Below are 18,156 nucleotides of genomic sequence, written 5' to 3'. Positions count from 1 at the left end.
CACAGCGTCAGATCCTGGTGATCCGCCAGATCCCGAACGGCTGGTGCCACGGCTCGATACGCATCCACTGGGTCTTGCCGTACCAGGTCCAGGTGTGGCCGTTCATCAGGTCTTCGCCACGGGTGGCGGCATCATCCGCCAGGCCGAATTCCCACAAGGGCAATTCGAAGTGCGCTTCCTGGGCGTTATGGGGATCAAGGCTGACCGCCACCAGGATGAAACTTTCCAGGTCCGCCGTGCGCTTGCCGAAATACAGGATGTTGTCGTTCCAGGCGTTGTAGACCTGCAACCCCAGGTGCGTCTGCAAGGCCGGGTGCTGGCGACGGATACGATTGAGCTGGGCGATCTCGGCGATGATGTTGCCCGGAGCGCTGAAGTCCCGTGGACGGATCTCGTATTTCTCCGAATCCAGGTACTCCTCCCTGCCCGGCAAGGCCGCCGACTCGCACAGCTCGAATCCCGAGTACATGCCCCAGAGCCCCGAGCCCATGGTGGCCAGCGCTGCGCGGATAAGGAATCCCGCACGCCCGGAATGGTGGAGAAAGGCCGGGTTGATATCCGGCGTGTTGACGAAGAAATTCGGCCGGAAGCAATCACGCCAGGGCGACTGGTTCAGCTCGGTGAAATAGGTGGTCAGTTCAGCCTTGGTGTTGCGCCAGGTGAAATAGGTGTAGCTCTGGGAATAGCCGATCTTGCCCAGGCGCGCCATCATTGCCGGCGTGGTGAACGCCTCGGCGAGAAAGATCACCTCGGGATGGACGCCGCGCACATCGGCGATCAACCACTGCCAGAACGGCAGCGGCTTGGTGTGGGGGTTGTCGACACGAAAGATCTTCACCCCCTCCGCGACCCAGCCCAGGACGATATCCCGCAGCTCGACCCAGAGGCTGGGAATCGCCTCGGCGGCATAAAAATCGACGTTGACGATGTCCTGGTATTTTTTCGGTGGGTTCTCCGCGTACTTGATGCTGCCGTCCGGCCGCCAGTTGAACCAGCCCGGATGCTCCTGCAACCAGGGATGGTCCTGGGAGCACTGGATGGCGAAATCCAGGGCGATTTCCAGGCCGTGCTCGGCCGCGGCACTGACCAACCGGCGAAAATCCTCGCGACTGCCCAGTTGTGAATGAATCGCCTCGTGCCCACCCTCCTCGCTGCCAATGGCATAAGGGCTGCCCGGATCGTCGGGGCCGGCAACCAGGGCATTGTTCGGGCCCTTGCGGTAGCTGCGACCGATAGGATGGATCGGCGGGAAATACAGCACGTCGAAGCCCATGTCACGAATCATCGGCAGGCGACTGTGCACATCATTGAAGGTGCCGTGACGGGACGCCCGGTCGGTGACCGAACGGGGAAACAGTTCGTACCAGCTGGCGAACTGCGCCAGGCTGCGCTCCACCTCCAGCGGATAGTCGTAGCTGCGGCTGAGGTAGGCATGGTGATCGGCCTTGCGCATCAACCGCGCCGTGGTGGCCTTGAGAAAGCGCTCGACCTGGCCATCGTTCGACAGATGCAGCAATTCCTCATGCAAGGCCGTCAGGCCCATGGCCACCTCTTCATGACTGCGTTCGATGGCGTGCAGCACTTGCGCCCGCCCTTCCTGCAATTCGAGATCGATGGGCACACCGGCGACGAATTTCTTCTCCAGTTCGTAGCAGAAGCTGGCGAACTGATCGATCCAGGCCTCGATCCGATAGACATAGCGCCCCTGGTCGCCGACCCGCAAGCGGCCCTGCCAGGCATTGTTGCCTTTATCGGTCATCGCGGTGCGTTGCCAGTCGGCGTCGCCCAGGTTTTTCCAGGCCAACAGCACGGCCAGCTTGTCGTGGCCGTCGGCAAACACCTTGGCGCTCACCACCAGTTCCTGCCCCGCCACCGCCTTGACCGCGAACTGCCCGCCATCGACGGTAGGCACCACGTCTTCGATGGCGATGCGCGGCAGCAGCAAGGCCTGGGACAAGGGCAGGACTTCGGTGCCCTCCTCGTCCAACGGTTTATCAGCTGACATCGAGCATCACTCCTTACGCCCCATGGACGCTCTACTCTGCGTAATCTGCATGGCAACCGGCTTCATCCTGAAACAAGGTCACTTCAGTTCGGAGCCTACTGCCGGAATAAAAGTTCAGACCGATTTATCGGGAAACTCCACTCGTCATAAAGCGGGAGTCAAAAGCACTCGGGCAGGGTCCACCGTTATACGGAGTGCCCTGACACATAACAGGGCGCCTATCTGAAGCACGCATAAAGGAGGCCAGCTTCATGAATATTCCGATTCCGGCAGAAACGCCCGATCCCAATATCGACAAACCGACCCTGCCACCAACGGAGCCACAGCCGATCCCCGAGCAGGAACCGCCGGGCAGCACGCCGCCGCCCAGGATCGATCCACCGACGACCATGCCCCCGGTGATCGCCTGAAGCGGCGCGCCTGAAGCATAGACGGGAATGTCGCCCCAACCGCGCCGTCCCCTGAACATAAGGAGAGCACCATGCCCGTGCATATCGAATCCTCGAACCAGACCTGTGCCCTGGAGCAAGGCGATGTCCGCCTCCACGGGCCGGTCAGCGCCGTGCGCATCAGTACCGACGACGATAAAAGCATGTCCCGCGCCGAACTGGACGGTCGGTTCATCTGGATTACCGAAGCGCAAGCCGACGCCCTGACCGTCGCCGGTGCCTTCGACGGCCGCCATCATGTGAAGGCCAGTGACGGTGATTCGGTGATTTGATTGACCTGTGTCAGCACCGGCGCCCGGCATTTACGCCCGGCGCCACAGGGCACGATGGCAGGGAGCGGCACGGGGTAGGACAAGCTGTCGCAGGCCCTCACCCACGCCTATCTGATCCGCTTTTTATTCAAATACCTGAGTCTGTTATGCAAACAGTTCGCTCGGCATAGTGCCCAGGCCTGATGGAGGCTGACGAGCGAAAGACCATGAGCGAGAGAATCCCCGTCCAGAGTGTTGAAACCTTTGAGCCTTTGCGTCCAAAGATGAAGGCCAAATCTACCGACCAACTGATCCATACCCGCAGCTTCAGCGGACTGTTTCGTAACCTGCGCCTGGGTGGCGCGGGTTTTCTGTTCCTGCTGTTTTTCGGCACCGTGTGGCTGAACTGGGGCGGCCGCCAGGCGGTGCTCTGGGACCTCGCCGAAAGCCGCTTCCATATCTTCGGTGCGACCTTCTGGCCCCAGGACTTTATCCTGCTCTCGGCCCTGCTGATCATCTGCGCCTTCGGCCTGTTCGCCATCACCGTGTTCGCCGGGCGGGTCTGGTGCGGTTATACCTGCCCGCAAAGCTCCTGGACCTGGCTGTTCATGTGGTGCGAGAAAGTCACCGAGGGCGAGCGCAACCAGCGCATCAAACTGCAAGCCGCGCCCTGGGGCCCGAACAAACTGGCCCGGCGCGCGGCCAAACACACGCTGTGGCTGGGTATCAGCCTGCTGACCGGGCTGACCTTTGTCGGTTACTTCACGCCGATCCGGCCACTGGCCCAGGAACTGATGACCCTGCAGATCGGTGGCGTCAGCCTGTTCTGGGTGCTGTTCTTCACCGCCGCCACCTACATCAACGCCGGCTGGCTGCGGGAAGCGGTGTGCATGCATATGTGCCCCTATGCGCGGTTCCAGAGCGTGATGTTCGACAAGGACACCCTGACCATCTCCTACGACCCCGCCCGAGGTGAAAACCGGGGGCCGCGCAAACGTGATGTGGCGCCGGCCAGTGTCGGCCTGGGGGACTGCATCGACTGCCAGATGTGCGTGCAGGTCTGCCCCACCGGCATCGATATCCGCGACGGCTTGCAGATGGAATGCATCGGCTGTGCGGCGTGCATCGACGCCTGTGATTCGATCATGGACAAGATGGGCTACGCCCGTGGCCTGGTGAGCTACACCTCCGAGCATCAGTTGCAGGGTGGCAAGACCCATCTGCTGCGCCCACGGCTGATCGGCTACAGCGCCGTGCTGCTGATCATGATCGGTGCGCTGGCCCTGGCTCTGGTGGAACGGCCCATGGTCTCGCTGGACGTAAGCAAGGACCGTGGGCTGTTCCGGGAAAACAGCCAGGGGCAGATCGAGAATATCTACAGCCTCAAGGTCATCAACAAGACCCAGCAGCCCCAGCGCTATCGCCTGGAGCTACTGGACAGCGAGGGCTTCCAGTTGCAGGGCAAGACCGAACTGAACCTGGCGGCGGGCGAAATCGCCGACCTGCCGGTGTCGGTGGCGATGCTCGGCGACAGGCCGAAAAGCAGCTCGCAGGAGCTGAGTTTCAAGGTGGTCGACAGCGACGAGCCCGAGGTCTACAGCGTGGCGAAGAGCCGCTTTGTCGCCCCGCTGAACCGTTGATGCCTTAGAATCCCGAACGCCGATGCCGATCAACCCGAACGCCAGAGTTGCCATGAAACGCTACGAAAAATTCGCCGACGACATCGCTGAACTGATCCGCACCGGCGTCCTCGGCCCCGGCCAGCGCGTGCCGTCGGTGCGTTATGCCAGCCAGACCTACGGGGTCAGCCCGTCCACCGTGTTCCAGGCCTACTACCTGCTAGAACGCCGCGGCCTGATCCGTGCCCGACCGCGCTCCGGCTACTTCGTCAACGCCCACACGCCGAGCTCGTTCTCGGAGCCGGCGATCAGCAGCCAGGTCAGCGAGTCCACCGAGGTCGATGTCAGCGAACTGGTGTTCTCGGTGCTGGACTCCATCAAGGACCCCGCCACCGTGCCCTTCGGCTCGGCCTTCCCGAGCCCGACGCTGTTTCCCCTGCAACGCCTGTCCCGTTCCCTGGCCAGCTCCAGCCGCGAGATGGACCCGCGCATGGTGGTCACCGACCTGTCGCCGGGCAACCCGCAACTGCGCCGGCAGATCGCCCTGCGTTATATGGTCGGCGGGCTGATGCTGCCCATGGAGGAACTGCTGATCACCAACGGTGCCCTGGAAGCGTTGAACCTGTGCCTGCAAGCCGTCACCGAGCCCGGCGACCTGGTGGCCATCGAGGCTCCGGCCTTCTATGCCTGCCTGCAGGTGCTGGAACGGCTCAAGCTCAAGGCGGTGGAGATCCCGGTGCATCCGCGCGACGGCATCGACCTCGGGGTGCTGGCCCAGACCCTGGAGCGCCATCCGATCAAGGCCTGCTGGTGCATGACCAGTTTCCAGAACCCCTTGGGCGCGACGCTGCCCGAGACGAAGAAGCAGGAGTTGGTGGAACTGCTGCGTCTGCATCAGGTGCCGCTGATCGAGGACGATGTCTACGCCGAGCTCTATTACGGCCAGCAGGCGCCAAAACCGGCCAAGGCCTTCGACACCGAAGGCCTGGTGATGCACTGCGGCTCCTTTTCCAAGAGCCTGGCGCCGGGTTATCGCATCGGCTGGGTGGCGGCGGGACGTTATGCGCAGAAGGTCGAACGGCTCAAGCTGATGACCTCGCTGTGCGCCTCGATGCCGGCCCAGGCGGCCCTGGCCGACTATCTGCAAAACGGCGGCTACGACCGGCACCTGCGCAAACTGCGTTATGCCCTGGAGGAACAGCAGAGCGCCATGCTGGCGGCGATTGCCCGCTATTTCCCGGCGCAGACCCGGGTCAGCCAGCCGAGCGGCGGTTACTTCCTGTGGCTGGAACTGCCGGAACAGATGGATTCGCTGAAACTGTTCCAGATCGCCCTGGCCCAGGGCATCAGCATCGCCCCGGGGCCGATCTTTTCGCCGACCCGGCGCTTTCGCAACTGCATCCGCCTGAATTACGGCAGCCCGTGGAGCGAGGTGTCGGAGCAGGCGATGGAGACCCTGGGACGGATTGTGCGGTCGTTGCTGGAGCAGTGAGCCGTATTATTGCGCCAAGGGCCAGTGCATCAGATACGCCGCGCCGGTCACCCGAATCATTGGATGCGGCACGATCTGACATTCGCCAACGATCGTAAAACCATGACGCTGATAGAAACGGCAGGCACCTGTATTCATTGCATAGTCGATCAGGCTCAGGCCCTTGAGCTCAAGCGCCCGGCAGCGCTGGCGGGCATATTCAAGAAAGCGCGCGCCCAGGCCCTGGTTACGCCAGCCCTCGTGCAAGGCCAGGCTGGAGATGTAGAGGGTGTCGGGAATCTCCAGATCGGCATACGGCGCCAGCACCGGATCGCTGCTCGGCGTTGCCTGCGGATCTTCAAACATCGGATAGCTGTGCAACATGCCGATAACCTGGCCATTCGCATCGGCCATCCAGCAGTTCTCATAGGAAAAATCCACACCCTCGCGGGCATAACGCCGCTCGCCGACATCCAGCAAGGACTCATCGCCTTCAGCCAACTGGCTCCAGATATAGTCGCAGGCCCCTTCCGAGGAAATCTGGAACAGGCGGGCAATCTCGCGGGCGTCCGAGCGTAGCGCAGGACGAAAGATAACGGTCATTCGGGGGTCCCTGTAACGGGCCAGGTAAAGCCCTGGCAGCAGCGTTACAGTGTGCGGTGTCTACTCGACGGGGCGTTGTGCCCGAGCGACATGCCTGGCGCAAAAACCGACTTAGCGTCCACCTGCCAGATCGATAAAGGTCCCGGTGGCATAGGAGGCCTTGTCCGAGAGCAGCCAGATAATCGCTTCGGCTACTTCTTCGGCGCGACCGCCACGGCCCATGGGAATGGCCGATTCCAGCTTGCTGACCCGGTCGGCATCGCCGCTCAGGGCGTGGAACTCGGTATAGATATAACCAGGACGCACGCCATTGACGCGAATGCCCTCGCCCGCCAGCTCCTTGGACAACCCCAGGGTGAAGGTGTCTACCGCGCCCTTGGAGGCGGCGTAATCCACGTATTCGTTGGGCGAGCCTAGACGCGCCGCCGCCGAGGATACATTGACGATATTGCCGCCCTGGCCACCATGGCGTGGCGACATGCGCCGCACCGCATGCTTGGCGCAGAGGATCGGCCCGAGGGTGTTGACCTTCAGGGTCTGCAGGATACGGAATTCGGACATTTCATCGACCCGAGACTTGTGCCCGACGGTCCCGGCATTATTGACCAGGGCGGTGACCGGCCCCAACTCGGCGTCCACCCGGTTGAACAGGCGGATCACCTCGTCCTCGGTACTGACATCGGCGCGCACGGCAATGGCCACGGCACCCAGCCCGCGCACCTGTTCCAGCACCCGCAGGGCCGACTCCTCGTCCGCCAGGTAGTTGATACAGATGCGATACCCCTGTTGCGCGGCGAGCAGCGCGGTGGCGGCGCCGATACCACGACTGCCGCCGGTGATGACGATGACTTTGTCCATGAACCCGTTCCCTCGTTCAACCTGTAACTTGCCGCAAAAGCATACCTGTCGACGGCCTTATTTGTGTAGTCGCCAAAGGTCGCAAGCGCGGTACTAAACGCTTACATAGACCCAGGCATCCAGACCGGAGGCCAGACGGACCAAGACGCGTTTGTAGTCGGAGACTTCATAGGCATCCGCCGCCGCCAGCTCTTCGGTGCTGATCTGGAACACCATGCCGCTCACGCTGTCCTCGGGGCTGCCGGGACGGACGATGGGATGGTGGGTCTTGCCGCTGGTGGCGAGGACCTGGGGGTCGGTGATCTCGACCCAGGATTGAGCATAGCCGAGCATGCGGTCGGCGCTGCCCGCCAGTTCGCGCCCGAAATTGGACAGTTGCACAGCCTTGTCCTGCAAGGTGCCGTAGGAAAACAGCAGTACCGGTGTTGCCGTAAAATCGGTCATGAAGGCCTCGTCTGTCAAAGAGGTGAGACAGTCTAAACGCTCCGCGCCCGGATGCCGAGTCGGTCAGCCCAACTCCCGCAAATACGCCCAGGGATAGATGCCCTGCTGGTGCCCGTCATCGAACACCAGCTGGACACCATAGCCCTGACCGAGCTTACTGGTCAGTTGGTATTATCAGGTGTTGATACCGTAGTTTCAGTTGGAACTGCGCATTGAGCCGAGCAAGATACTCAGCAGTCTTGGAGTCGAGTTCTGGCTCGGCAACAATAATCAGCTCATCCGCCTCGAAACCGTGTTCGGAATCTACATAGGCATATTCGAGCAACTGCCCAAGGGCCTCACGCACCGCGCCCAATGCTGTGTGGCTTACCTTGATTTCATAGATAAGGCAGCCGGCCCCCGGCCGAGTGACCAGCATATCTGCGTATCCACCCGAACCTGTAGGGCGCTCACACCAGACCTGTTCCTTGGGGTATATCTGGCACAACTGCTTGTACAGCGCCTCCTGGAGATCGTTGTGCCGCAGACGTATTTTGCGAACACTGGCCGGTAATTCTGCGTATGCACTTGAGGGTCTCGGTTTGTAATCTGGCGCAGCCCCCTCAGGCTCCCCCACTTGTCTATACCCCCTTATCTGATCGAGCACGAACCAGGGAAACATGTTGCGTTGCAAGTCATCATTGAAGCACCACAGGCTGTCCAGATGCTGGCTCAACCAACGCGCTTTGAACGCCCAGTTCTCACTGTCCAGCGTTGCTAATCCAGTGTGGACACGAAACCATTCCAGCGCCTTGTCCAGAACTGTCGCGTCTACCGTTGTCGGATAAAACTCAGGATGCAGCGTGGCAAATGCACGAGCGATCAACAGGCGTGGAATGGCCTTGAGTTCACCCGTTTGCCTCCATTTGGTAAAACGTTCGACGATGGCGTCAAAACATTCGGGACTTGCGTCTTCGGCTATCGTTTCAATCACTGCAAGCAGCTTGTCTTTCAGCGCATCAATGAGCGCGAATGAAGGCATTCCTGAGCCGGCGTTACTGACATTGTTGTCCTTGGTCTTCCAGACAAGATCAAAAATATCTTCTGTCTGCCCGCGGGCAATAGCCTCGCGAACCAAGTCTACAGTCTGCTGGTAACGCGGTTTCCATGACAGGTAAAAATCCAGGTCCGGCGCATTGAATCCCTCGAACATTCGCCGCGCGACATCATCCGCCACCGGCGGCGACCCATCCTCGATATCCACTGAGGAGATATCAAGAAAACCTAAGGCCTGGCCCGCTAAACGGGAACGAGCCGCGAACACTGCGGCCTCAGAAAAGAACTCAGGGAACCGATCAAGCACGGTTTCAAAACTCAACTCTTGCGAACCGGCCTTCTCCAATGCGGCGAAACCACTGGATGGTCGACGTAGTGCAAGCGCCTCAACAGCTGGCAGCGGACCGAGTTTGGCGAACAGACCTCTGATCCTGTTGGCAGGAGATGACCGCCCTTTAAGCCGAGTCATCTCTTCTTCGTAGGCATAAAGCGCGAAGGCGATAGCTTGCTCGACGGGGCTGACAAAACCTTCCTCTGCAGCTTTGAGCTCCTTTGCCCGACTCAATGCCTGAGTCTCAATCAAAGTATTGCCTCGCCACTGGGCATTGCCCGCCAAGACCAAAGCATCCTTTGAGGTTTTCAAGCGTGCGACACGCTGGTCCATTGATGGATCTTCCCTTAAGAGCAACTGAAGCGGCAGATTGCCATCTTATCCAAAGCAGCGTCTATGGTTAGACGAACAAGTTATTTACGAAGTGACATTAGGTACTTATAGGCTATAAGAACCGGACCACCGGCCCCGCCCTTCTCACTGCTGTCTTTGCGAGGTGTCCATGGTCGCCCTGGTTCCCGGCATTACCCGTTCCCGCTTATTGCTTTCAGCACTGGCCATTGCCTTGTCCCTGGCCGCCGCCACCGTCGACGCCAACGAAACCCTGCGCATCGGCTACCAGAAATCCTCGACCCTGATCACCTTGCTCAAGAGCCAGGGCACCCTGGAGAAAGCCCTGGCCAAGGAGCATATCGACGTCAGCTGGCACGAGTTCCCCAGCGGCCTGCCCCTGCTCGAATCGTTGAACGTGGGCAATGTCGATATCAGTGCCGACGTCGCCGATACGGTGCCGGTGTTTGCCCAGGCGGCCAAGGCCCGACTGACCTACTTCGCCCAGGAGGCGGCATCCCCCGAAGCCCAGGCGATCGTGGTCAAGAGCGACTCGCCGATCAAGACCCTGGCCGATCTCAAGGGCAAGAAAATCGCGGTGACCAAGGCCGCCGGCAGCCATTACCTGCTGATCGCGGCACTGACCAAGGCCGGGTTGAAGTTCAGCGATATCACGCCCGCCTACCTGACTCCCGCCGACGGACGCGCCGCGTTCGAAAACGCCAAGGTCGATGCCTGGGTCGCCTGGGAACCCTTCCTCAGCGGCGTCCAACGACAACTGCCGACCCGCACCCTGGCCGACGGCCAGGGCCTGGCAAACTACAAACGTTATTACCTGGCGAGCACGCCCTACGCCCAGTCCCATCCGCAAGTCCTGAAGCAGGTGTTTGCCGAACTGCAAAAGTCCGGGGCCTGGATCAAGACCCATCCCAAAGACGCCGCCGAGATCCTCGGCCCGCTGTGGGGCAACCTGGATGCGCCAACGGTCGAGGCCGCCAACCGCCATCGCAGCTATGACGTGCAGGCGGTCACGGCCGACCAGTTGAGCGAACAGCAGCAGATCGCCGATGCGTTCCTCGCGGCCGGTCTGCTACCGCAGAAGATCAACACCCGGGACGTCGGTATCTGGCAACCCTGATCAGGCGAACACACGACCTCGCACCAGGACAGCAGACTGATTACGACACTCAATCGAGTGATCGGGGGACAGGAATGCGTTGCTGCGGATCATAGAAAAACTGCTCCTCGGCAATACGCTCGCCCTCCCAACGCTGGTGGGCGATTTCCTCCATGCGGGTCACGCTGCCGTCGGCCCATTCGAAGCGGAAAATCCAGCGAATGGCTACATGATCGCCATTGAGAAAGGCCGGGCGTACGCAAGTCGAGCTCATGGAGCGCACCCTGGACATCATCGCCCGCTCCTTGGCGACATGAAAGTCACGCCCGACTCGCGGCGGCTCCTGGTTCTCTTGCAGGGAAGCATCGGCGGTGTAGAAGGCTTCGACCGCTTCGGCGTGGGCATTGGCCTCGACCTGGGCGATAAAGCGTTCGAGGGTTTCAAGGCTCGGCATGGTCAGCTCCTGGCTGGGGTGATCGGCATTCATCACCCCAGCGAGGCTAAGGTCGGCGAGCGGCGATGGAAAGGTCCATTCCGACCGATCTGTGCGGTACCAATCGGCTAACGCCGCCAGACCACACAGCCCAGTGCACTCAGGGCTATCGCCAGGCCGGCCAGGGAATACACCCAACTGGCCGAGGCCACCGGCAACAGCACCCCTGCCAGCAACGGTCCGACACCGGCACCGATATCACGCCACACCGCATTCGACGCCAGGGCCTGGACCCGTCCGCCCCCCGGATTGCGCTCGGCCACCAGGGTCACCACCAGCGGCAGTTGCAACGCCCGCAGAATCAGCACGGCGCCGGCACCAAGGATCAGCCAGTGGCTGCCGAAAGCGGCCAGGGCCAGGCCGCTGAGGATCGAGAACAGCAGCAACATGCGCACCACGCCATAACTGTCGGCCAGGCGACCGCCCACAGGACTGAGGAACATTTCCGAGGCATAACGCAAGGCCATCAATAGCCCGGCAATGATCACCGCATTGCCACCCAATACCGCGGAGGCCTGCAAAGACAAACCGAAGATAAACAGCCCATCCAGCGCCACGCCCTCGACAAAGGACCATATCGCCACGCTGTCCGGCCGCTTGAAGCGCCGCCCGGAAGGTGCTGCCAGTTCATGCCCCACCGTCGGCAGCCCACGCGCCACCCACAGCCCGATCAGCGATGCGCCGGATAGCAGCAGGAAAATCAGCCGAGGCCCGAAGTGCAGGCTCAACCAGCCACCCACGGCCAGCGCGAGCATCGGGCCGATGGCGATCACTCCCCGCGAACGCCCCGCCCGGCGCGCGGCACCGCTGGGTTCCAGGGTCGCCAGCACCTGGGTGGACAGGTTCATCGCGGCAAAGGCCAGGCCCCAGACCAGGCGCAGCAGCAATAACCAGCCGAAGCCGGAAATCAGCGAGTTACCCACGGCACAGAACGCACTGCCCCCGGCCGCCAGCATCAGGGTCGAGCGGTCGCCGTGGCGGGCGTAATAACGCAGCACATAGCTGTAACCGAAGATCCGCACCAGTCGGTTGGCCGCCAGCAACACCCCGGCCTGGGCCAGGGTCACGCCAAAGGCCTGGGTGTTCATCGGCAGCAACAGGTAAAGCAGTACGTCGCTGGGCAGGCACAGGGCCAGGACGGTGGCGGAACGGCGGGAGGCGGAATCGGTCGGGTGAGCAGCCACGGCAGGCATCTGGGACGGGTCTCCGCAGGGGGAAGAAGCCCACCAGCATGCCGGGTTGAAACAATCGCTGACAATATTTTTGTGCAATCTGTTTGCGGTGTTGCTGGAGCAACAGCGCTTCAACAGAGTGTTCACAAGACAACACCCATCCGTACTGCCCCTCCCAACGGTCTGAACGCTCGACTGCAGGAGCTAGCTTGCTGGCGATAGCGACTGATCAGACGCCGCAAGCCTCGCTAGCCCCATCGCCGGCAAGCCAGCGCCTGCAGGTCCGCATTCCAGGCAACTGGCACAGAGCCTGCATTATTCCTTTTAAGCAGCTCATCGGAGTCATGACTGCTTATTCCGAAATAAGCACCGCAGTCCCTCTCCCTGGAGCACCCGATGAAATCCCTCAATCCGATCACCCAGGTCGCCCGCCTGCTGGCCGCCGCCGCGGCGCTGGCGCTGGGCCTGCAACCCCTGGCCCAGGCCACCGAAACCGTCCCGGCCGAAGTCCACCTGGACTATGCCTATTACTCCCCCGTCAGCCTGGTGCTCAAGCATTTCGGCTGGCTGGAAAAAGCCCTGCCCCAGACCAAGGTCACCTGGGTCTTCAGCCAGGGCAGCAACCGTTCCCTGGAATACCTGAACAGCGGCGGCGTCGACTTTGCCTCCTCGGCCAGTCTGGCGGCGGTGCTCAGCCGCGCCAACGGCAGTCCGATCAAATCGGTCTATGTCTACAGCCGCGCCGAATGGACCGCGCTGCTGGTGCGCAAGGACTCGCCCTACAAGACCCTCGCCGACCTCAAGGGCAAGAAGATCGCCGCCACCAAGGGCACCGATCCGTATCTCTTTACCTTGCGCAGCCTGCAACAGGCCGGCTTGAGCAAAGACGACGTGGAACTGGTCCACCTGCAACACCCGGACGGTCGCACCGCCCTGGAAAAAGGTGATGTCGACGCCTGGGCCGGGCTCGACCCGCACATGGCCGCCAGCCAGATCCAGGCCGGCTCCCGCCTGCTCTATCGCAATCCTGCCTTCAACAGCTACGGCGTGATCAGCGTCACCGAGACCTACGCCAAGGAACATCCGAAAGCCATTGAAACGGTGTTAGCCGCCTATGAAAAAGCCCGTGACTGGGCACTGCACAATCCCCAGGAACTGGCCCAATTGCTGGCAACCGAGTCCGGCCTGCCGCTGGACGTCGCCCAGTTGCAACTGTCACGTACCGACCTGAGCAATGCCCGCCTCGGCCCGCCGGACCTGGCGTCGTCAAAAGCGGCAGCGCCGATCCTGGTGTCCGAGGAACTGGTGCGCCGTGGCGTCAACGTCGATCAAGTGATCGACCAGTTGATCGACACCCGTTTCAACAATGCCGCTGTCGCCCAGCAGTGAATCGCCTCGCCCAGGGTCCGCGTCAGGAGTGCCCATGACCAGCAAGAGCAAATCCCTCCCCGCACTCCTCCCGATATCCGCGCGCGGCCCCCTGCGCGCGCGCCGCTGGAAACGCAATCTCAAGGGCCTGGCCGTGCCGGTGGCGATTATTGTCGTGCTGGAAGTGGTGGTACGGGTCGGCTGGATACCGTCCTACCAGATGCCAGCGCCTAGCGAAATCGTCCTGACCCTGCGGGACCTGGCCGAAGGCGCCTTGTGGAAACATATCAGCGCCAGCCTGCTGCGGGTATTGCTCGGCTTTGCCATCGGCACCAGCCTGGCCCTGGTGTTTGCCGCCTGGGTCGGCTTGAGCCGGGAAGCCGAAGCCTACCTGGAGCCCACCTTCGCCGGCTTGCGCTCGATCCCGAGCCTGGCCTGGGTGCCGCTGCTGTTGTTGTGGCTGGGCATCGACGAAACCTCGAAAATCGTGCTGATTGCCATCGGTGCGTTTTTCCCGGTGTACCTCAATGGCGTGGCGGCCATTCGCGACATCGACCGCAAGCTGGTGGAAGTCGGGCAAATGCTCGGATTCAGTCGTTATCGCCTGGTCCGTCGCATCCTCCTGCCCGCCGCCCTGCCCGGCCTGTTCACCGGTCTGCGCAGCGGCATGAGCCTGGCCTGGATGTTTCTGGTGGCGGCCGAGCTGATCGCCGCGACCAAGGGCCTGGGCTATCTGCTCAGTGATGGTCGGGAAACCTCACGGCCGGATATCGTGCTGGCGGCCATCATCGTCCTGGCGGTGCTGGGCAAATTGAGCGACGGCGTACTGGCGGGCCTGGAAAGACGCTTCCTGGCCTGGCGCGATACCTTCACAGGCGAAGACGCGGAGCGACGGACATGAGCGAGACCTTGTTGCACATTCATGTGGAACGCAAGACGTTCGCCCGGCACAGGGTGCTGGAACACCTGAGCCTTGAGCTGGCGGCCGGGGAAACCGTGAGCCTGCTGGGCCCCAGCGGCTGCGGCAAAAGCACCTTGTTGCGGATCGTCGCCGGGCTGGAGAAGGACTTTCAAGGCACGCTGCAACAACACACCGCGGAGATCGCCTTCGTGTTCCAGGAACCCCGGCTGATGCCCTGGCTGACGGTGGAACAGAACATCGGTTTCAGCGAAGACGACCACTACGACCGGGCCTGGGTCGCGCAACTGATCGAGGAAGTCGGGCTCGGCGGTTTCGCCCAGGCGCTGCCCAAGGCCCTCTCCGGCGGCATGGCCCAGCGCGTGGCGATTGCCCGGGGATTGTATTCCAAACCACGGATCCTGCTGCTCGACGAACCCTTCAGCGCGGTGGATGCCTTCACCCGGATGAAACTGCAGGATCTGTTGTTGCAACTGGCCGACCGCCACGCCATCGCCCTGTTGCTGGTGACCCACGATATCGACGAGGCGCTGTACCTGAGTGACCGGGTATTGGTCATGGGCAACCGTCCCGGCTCGATTCGTCAGGAACTGTCGGTGAAGCTGGCCCACCCCCGTGATCGACGGACGCCATTGCTGGCAGAGCTCAGGGCCCGTGCCCTGACCGAGCTGCAGCAGGCCCATGTGATCTAGCCCAATGGGCTATCAATGATAGGGCCTCGGGTGCCAGAGAACGGCAAGTTACTGCCCTTACTGTCCGGCCTTAATATCCAACGGATATAAACTTCGCTCTTTTTAAACCTGTCACTTTTGACAGTAGACGGCCAACCTCTATCGGCACTAACTTGCTCAGGGTCGGATAACCGACCCTACTCCTGATTATGCCTATAAAAGGACATTGCCATGGAACCCTCCATTCTCTATCTTCCCAAAAAAGGACATTCCCCCCAGCACGCTGGCAGATTCGTCTGGCGCATTGATAACGGGCCAGAGACTTACGCAGAAAGAACGAGTTTCGGCTTGGGCGAGTTCCCCCCTGGTTCGGGTCAGAGGTACTGGGTGCTTTCCGGCTCGACGGGAACACCCGAGCAAGAAAACTACTTCTACTTCCAAATCATCATCGACTACCAACGAGGCCCTTTCGAGAATATAACGCTCAAGTTGGGTGATCATAAGTTGCTATCGATGGGCCATACCTATTCGATTCCTGCGCCGGAAGGTTTTTATGGTGTCCAGACGGTTGCAGCCGACGCCGGAGAAACGACACTGTCTCTCGATCTGGAAACAGGGACGATCGACGGTCGATTTGAAAGTGTCTATCGAGCGTTGCGCCTGGCTCCAAAAGGGCACTTCAGGATGACAAGAGATAATCTGCAAGTATGAACGAGCACATCAGCAAGCACCGTTGATCAAGAGCTCCCCGGCCAAAAAAAGCGGGCTCGACTTACTCCCGGAGCGGAGTGCCCGCCCTTTCGTTTCGCTCATTTGTATCGACCTACTTACAATCACCCTACCCCCCACGGGCTAAACAAGCGCCTCCTCTGGCACTTTCCGACAAATCGACGGAAGATCGACTTCACCGATCCAGTCCCGTCGTCCAAACCTTTTGGCGGATCAACCGTCAATAAAGCCCCGAAAGCGGGCGCTTCTTGGTATCGTGTGCGCCGATTTAAATAGCCACCTATACATTTTCTCTCTTAGCAGCTCCGTTCATATTCAATTTTCTTTGCACAACACAGGTTCCTCATGACCGATCCCATTCATATCAAGGATCACGAGAACGAAAAGCGCCTGGTCAACAAGCGCTTGCTGGCCTGCGGCATCCTGGTCCTGGGGCTGGCCGGCAGCCTGGTCGCCCGCCTGTATTTCCTCCAGGTGACCGAGTTTTCCTATAACTCCACCGTCTCGGAAAACAACCGCGTCCACGTCCTGCCGATCCCGCCGGAACGCGGGTTCATCCTCGATCGCAACGGCCAGGTGCTTGCCGACAACCAGCCCAGCTTCAACATGACCCTGACCCGCGAACGCGCCGGTGATGTCGGCCAAGTGCTGGACACGGTGATGAACGTGCTCAACCTGCCGGAAGAAGACCGGTCGATGTTCACCAAGGTCCTCAAGCAGTCGCGCCATCCGTTCGAGCCGGTGACCCTGCTCTATGAACTGACCGAACAGCAGATCGCCCTGCTGGCGGTAAACGAGTTCAAGCTGCCGGGCATCGAGGTCGAGCCGCAGTTTGTCCGTCATTACCCGTTGGGCGATCACTTCGCCCATTCGGTGGGTTACGTCGGGCGGATCAACGAAAAGGAAAGCAAGCAGCTGGACCCGGTGGAATACCGGGGCACCCAGTCCATCGGCAAGACCGGCATCGAGCGGTTCTACGAAAACGAACTGCACGGCCATGTCGGCTACGAGGAAGTCGAGACCAACGCCCAGGGCCGGGTGATGCGGGTGCTCAAGCACACCGATCCGATTCCCGGCAAGAACATCGTCCTGAGCCTCGATATCAATCTGCAGGAAGCCGCCGAGAAGGCCCTCGGAGACCGTCGTGGCGCAGTGGTCGCCATCGATCCGAAGACCGGCGAAGTGCTGGCGATGGTCAGTAAGCCGAGCTTCGATCCGAACCTGTTCGTCACCGGAATCCGCGCCAAGGACTATTCGGCCCTGCGCGATTCCCTCGACCGTCCGCTGTTCAACCGCGCCCTGCGCGGGCTCTACGCGCCGGGCTCGACCATCAAGCCGGAAGTGGCCATCGCCGGCCTGGACAGCGGGGTTATCTCCCCCAGCACCCGGGTGTTCGACCCCGGTTACTTCCAGTTGCCCAATGTCGAGCACAAATACCGCAACTGGAACCACAGCGGCGACGGCTGGGTCGACCTGAACGCGGCGATCATGCGTTCCAACGACACCTACTTCTATGACCTGGCGAGCAAGCTGGGCATCGACCGCCTGCACGATTACCTGAACAAGTTCGGCGTCGGCCAGAAGGTCTCCCTGGACATGTTCGAGGAATCGCCGGGGCTGATGCCGTCACGCGAGTGGAAACGCACGACCCGGCGCCAGGCCTGGTTCCCCGGAGAGACGGTGATCCTCGGCATCGGCCAGGGTTATATGCAGGTCACGCCGCTGCAACTGGCCCAGGCCACGACCCTGATCGCCAACAAGGGCGTGTGGAATCGTCCGCACCTGGCCCGGAGCATCGGCCAGGTGGCGCCGGTGGACCAGAATCCGATTCCCAATATCGTGCTGCATGACCCCCGGCAGTGGGAACAGGTCAACTACGCCATGCAGTTGGTGATGCACGATCCGCGCGGTATCGCCCGGGCGGCAGCGGTGGGTGCGCAGTATCGCATTGCCGGCAAGAGCGGCACGGCGCAGGTGGTGGCGATCAAGCAGGGGGAGCGTTATGACCGCTTGAAGACCTCGGAGCGTAATCGCGACAACGCCTTGTTCGTCGGTTTTGCCCCGGCGGAAGACCCGCAGATCGTGATTTCGGTGATGATCGAGAACGGCGAGGCCGGTGGCCGGGTCGCCGGGCCCGTGGTGCGGGAGATTCTTGATGCCTGGCTGCTGGACAAGGATGGGAAGCTCAAGCCGGAGTATGCGCGGCCGCTCAAGCCCCATGAGGATCCGAAGGTTTAGTTGAGTCTGCTGGCCTCTTCGCGGGCAAGCTCCGCTCCCACACTGTTCGAGTC

The 18,156-nt window shown here is 61.3% G+C and carries 17 protein-coding genes and 1 pseudogene; 10 read left to right on the top strand and 8 right to left on the bottom strand.

The features are described from left to right. Window positions 1-7: 7 nt before the first annotated feature. The gene (locus tag HX830_RS18960; RefSeq protein ID WP_177101861.1) at window positions 8-2,005 is read right to left on the bottom strand and encodes an alpha-1,4-glucan--maltose-1-phosphate maltosyltransferase; all 1,998 of its coding nucleotides are present in this window, start codon (window positions 2,003-2,005) and stop codon (window positions 8-10) included. 251 nt (window positions 2,006-2,256) lie between these two features. On the opposite strand from HX830_RS18960, the gene HX830_RS18955 reads away from it, so the two are divergent. From HX830_RS18955 to mapR, 4 genes are all read left to right on the top strand, one after another. Continuing rightward, window positions 2,257-2,415, top strand: a complete 159-nt coding sequence (locus HX830_RS18955; RefSeq protein ID WP_177101859.1) for a hypothetical protein — start codon at window positions 2,257-2,259, stop codon at window positions 2,413-2,415. A gap of 71 nt (window positions 2,416-2,486) precedes the next feature. Next, complete coding sequence (locus tag HX830_RS18950; protein ID WP_177101857.1) at window positions 2,487-2,726, top strand: DUF3203 family protein; 240 nt, start codon at window positions 2,487-2,489, stop codon at window positions 2,724-2,726. A 206-nt stretch (window positions 2,727-2,932) separates the two neighbouring features. Continuing rightward, window positions 2,933-4,345: a cytochrome c oxidase accessory protein CcoG gene (ccoG, locus tag HX830_RS18945; protein WP_177101855.1), complete on the top strand. Its 1,413-nt coding sequence runs from the start codon at window positions 2,933-2,935 to the stop codon at window positions 4,343-4,345. Between the two features lie 52 nt (window positions 4,346-4,397). Continuing rightward, the gene (mapR, locus tag HX830_RS18940; RefSeq protein WP_177101853.1) at window positions 4,398-5,816 is read left to right on the top strand and encodes a GntR family transcriptional regulator MpaR; all 1,419 of its coding nucleotides are present in this window, start codon (window positions 4,398-4,400) and stop codon (window positions 5,814-5,816) included. A gap of 6 nt (window positions 5,817-5,822) precedes the next feature. On the opposite strand, the gene HX830_RS18935 is transcribed toward mapR, so the two are convergent. The 5 genes and pseudogenes from HX830_RS18935 to HX830_RS18915 form a co-directional block, all read right to left on the bottom strand. Next, a complete protein-coding gene (locus HX830_RS18935) occupies window positions 5,823-6,398 on the bottom strand; it encodes a GNAT family N-acetyltransferase (protein ID WP_177101851.1) in 576 nt (191 codons plus the stop codon). Window positions 6,399-6,509: 111 nt separating this feature from the next. Then, a complete protein-coding gene (locus HX830_RS18930) occupies window positions 6,510-7,256 on the bottom strand; it encodes an SDR family oxidoreductase (RefSeq protein WP_103495087.1) in 747 nt (248 codons plus the stop codon). Window positions 7,257-7,349: 93 nt separating this feature from the next. Next, window positions 7,350-7,700: a gamma-glutamylcyclotransferase family protein gene (locus HX830_RS18925; protein ID WP_177101849.1), complete on the bottom strand. Its 351-nt coding sequence runs from the start codon at window positions 7,698-7,700 to the stop codon at window positions 7,350-7,352. Window positions 7,701-7,763: 63 nt separating this feature from the next. Then, window positions 7,764-7,847: pseudogene (locus tag HX830_RS18920) on the bottom strand (gamma-butyrobetaine hydroxylase-like domain-containing protein); the annotation flags it as partial. A gap of 7 nt (window positions 7,848-7,854) precedes the next feature. Next, window positions 7,855-9,399 (bottom strand): hypothetical protein, encoded by a 1,545-nt coding sequence (locus HX830_RS18915; RefSeq protein ID WP_177101847.1) that lies wholly within the window; start codon window positions 9,397-9,399, stop codon window positions 7,855-7,857. 169 nt (window positions 9,400-9,568) lie between these two features. Here HX830_RS18915 and HX830_RS18910 point away from each other — a divergent pair, with 169 nt between their 5' ends. Further along, window positions 9,569-10,534, top strand: coding sequence for an aliphatic sulfonate ABC transporter substrate-binding protein (locus HX830_RS18910; protein ID WP_177101845.1), 966 nt, complete (start codon window positions 9,569-9,571; stop codon window positions 10,532-10,534). Window positions 10,535-10,583: 49 nt separating this feature from the next. Here the strand turns inward: HX830_RS18910 and HX830_RS18905 are convergent, their stop codons facing one another. After that, on the bottom strand, window positions 10,584-10,967 hold the full coding sequence (locus HX830_RS18905) for a nuclear transport factor 2 family protein (RefSeq protein WP_103495090.1): 384 nt from the start codon (window positions 10,965-10,967) through the stop codon (window positions 10,584-10,586). Window positions 10,968-11,074: 107 nt separating this feature from the next. Further along, the gene (locus HX830_RS18900) at window positions 11,075-12,199 is read right to left on the bottom strand and encodes an MFS transporter (protein ID WP_103495091.1); all 1,125 of its coding nucleotides are present in this window, start codon (window positions 12,197-12,199) and stop codon (window positions 11,075-11,077) included. A 375-nt stretch (window positions 12,200-12,574) separates the two neighbouring features. Between HX830_RS18900 and HX830_RS18895 the strand changes: the two genes are divergently transcribed. The 5 genes from HX830_RS18895 to mrdA all read left to right on the top strand — a co-directional run bounded on the left by HX830_RS18895 (window position 12,575) and on the right by mrdA (window position 18,103). Next, window positions 12,575-13,567 (top strand): aliphatic sulfonate ABC transporter substrate-binding protein, encoded by a 993-nt coding sequence (locus HX830_RS18895; protein WP_177101843.1) that lies wholly within the window; start codon window positions 12,575-12,577, stop codon window positions 13,565-13,567. A gap of 34 nt (window positions 13,568-13,601) precedes the next feature. Continuing rightward, entirely contained in the window at window positions 13,602-14,447 is an 846-nt protein-coding gene (locus HX830_RS18890; RefSeq protein ID WP_152741384.1) for an ABC transporter permease, read from the top strand. Beyond that, on the top strand, window positions 14,444-15,157 hold the full coding sequence (locus HX830_RS18885; RefSeq protein ID WP_177101841.1) for an ABC transporter ATP-binding protein: 714 nt from the start codon (window positions 14,444-14,446) through the stop codon (window positions 15,155-15,157). The genes HX830_RS18890 and HX830_RS18885 overlap by 4 nt, the downstream gene beginning before the upstream one ends. A gap of 210 nt (window positions 15,158-15,367) precedes the next feature. After that, window positions 15,368-15,847: a hypothetical protein gene (locus HX830_RS18880; protein ID WP_177101839.1), complete on the top strand. Its 480-nt coding sequence runs from the start codon at window positions 15,368-15,370 to the stop codon at window positions 15,845-15,847. Window positions 15,848-16,210: 363 nt separating this feature from the next. Beyond that, window positions 16,211-18,103, top strand: a complete 1,893-nt coding sequence (gene mrdA / locus HX830_RS18875) for a penicillin-binding protein 2 (RefSeq protein ID WP_103495096.1) — start codon at window positions 16,211-16,213, stop codon at window positions 18,101-18,103. The last annotated feature ends 53 nt before the right edge of the window (window positions 18,104-18,156 follow it).

The organism is Pseudomonas gingeri (assembly GCF_013385425.1).
Lineage (GTDB): Bacteria > Pseudomonadota > Gammaproteobacteria > Pseudomonadales > Pseudomonadaceae > Aquipseudomonas > Aquipseudomonas gingeri_D.
Note: the sequence above shows the minus strand (reverse complement) of the source record. Positions and strands in the feature narration are given on the sequence as shown.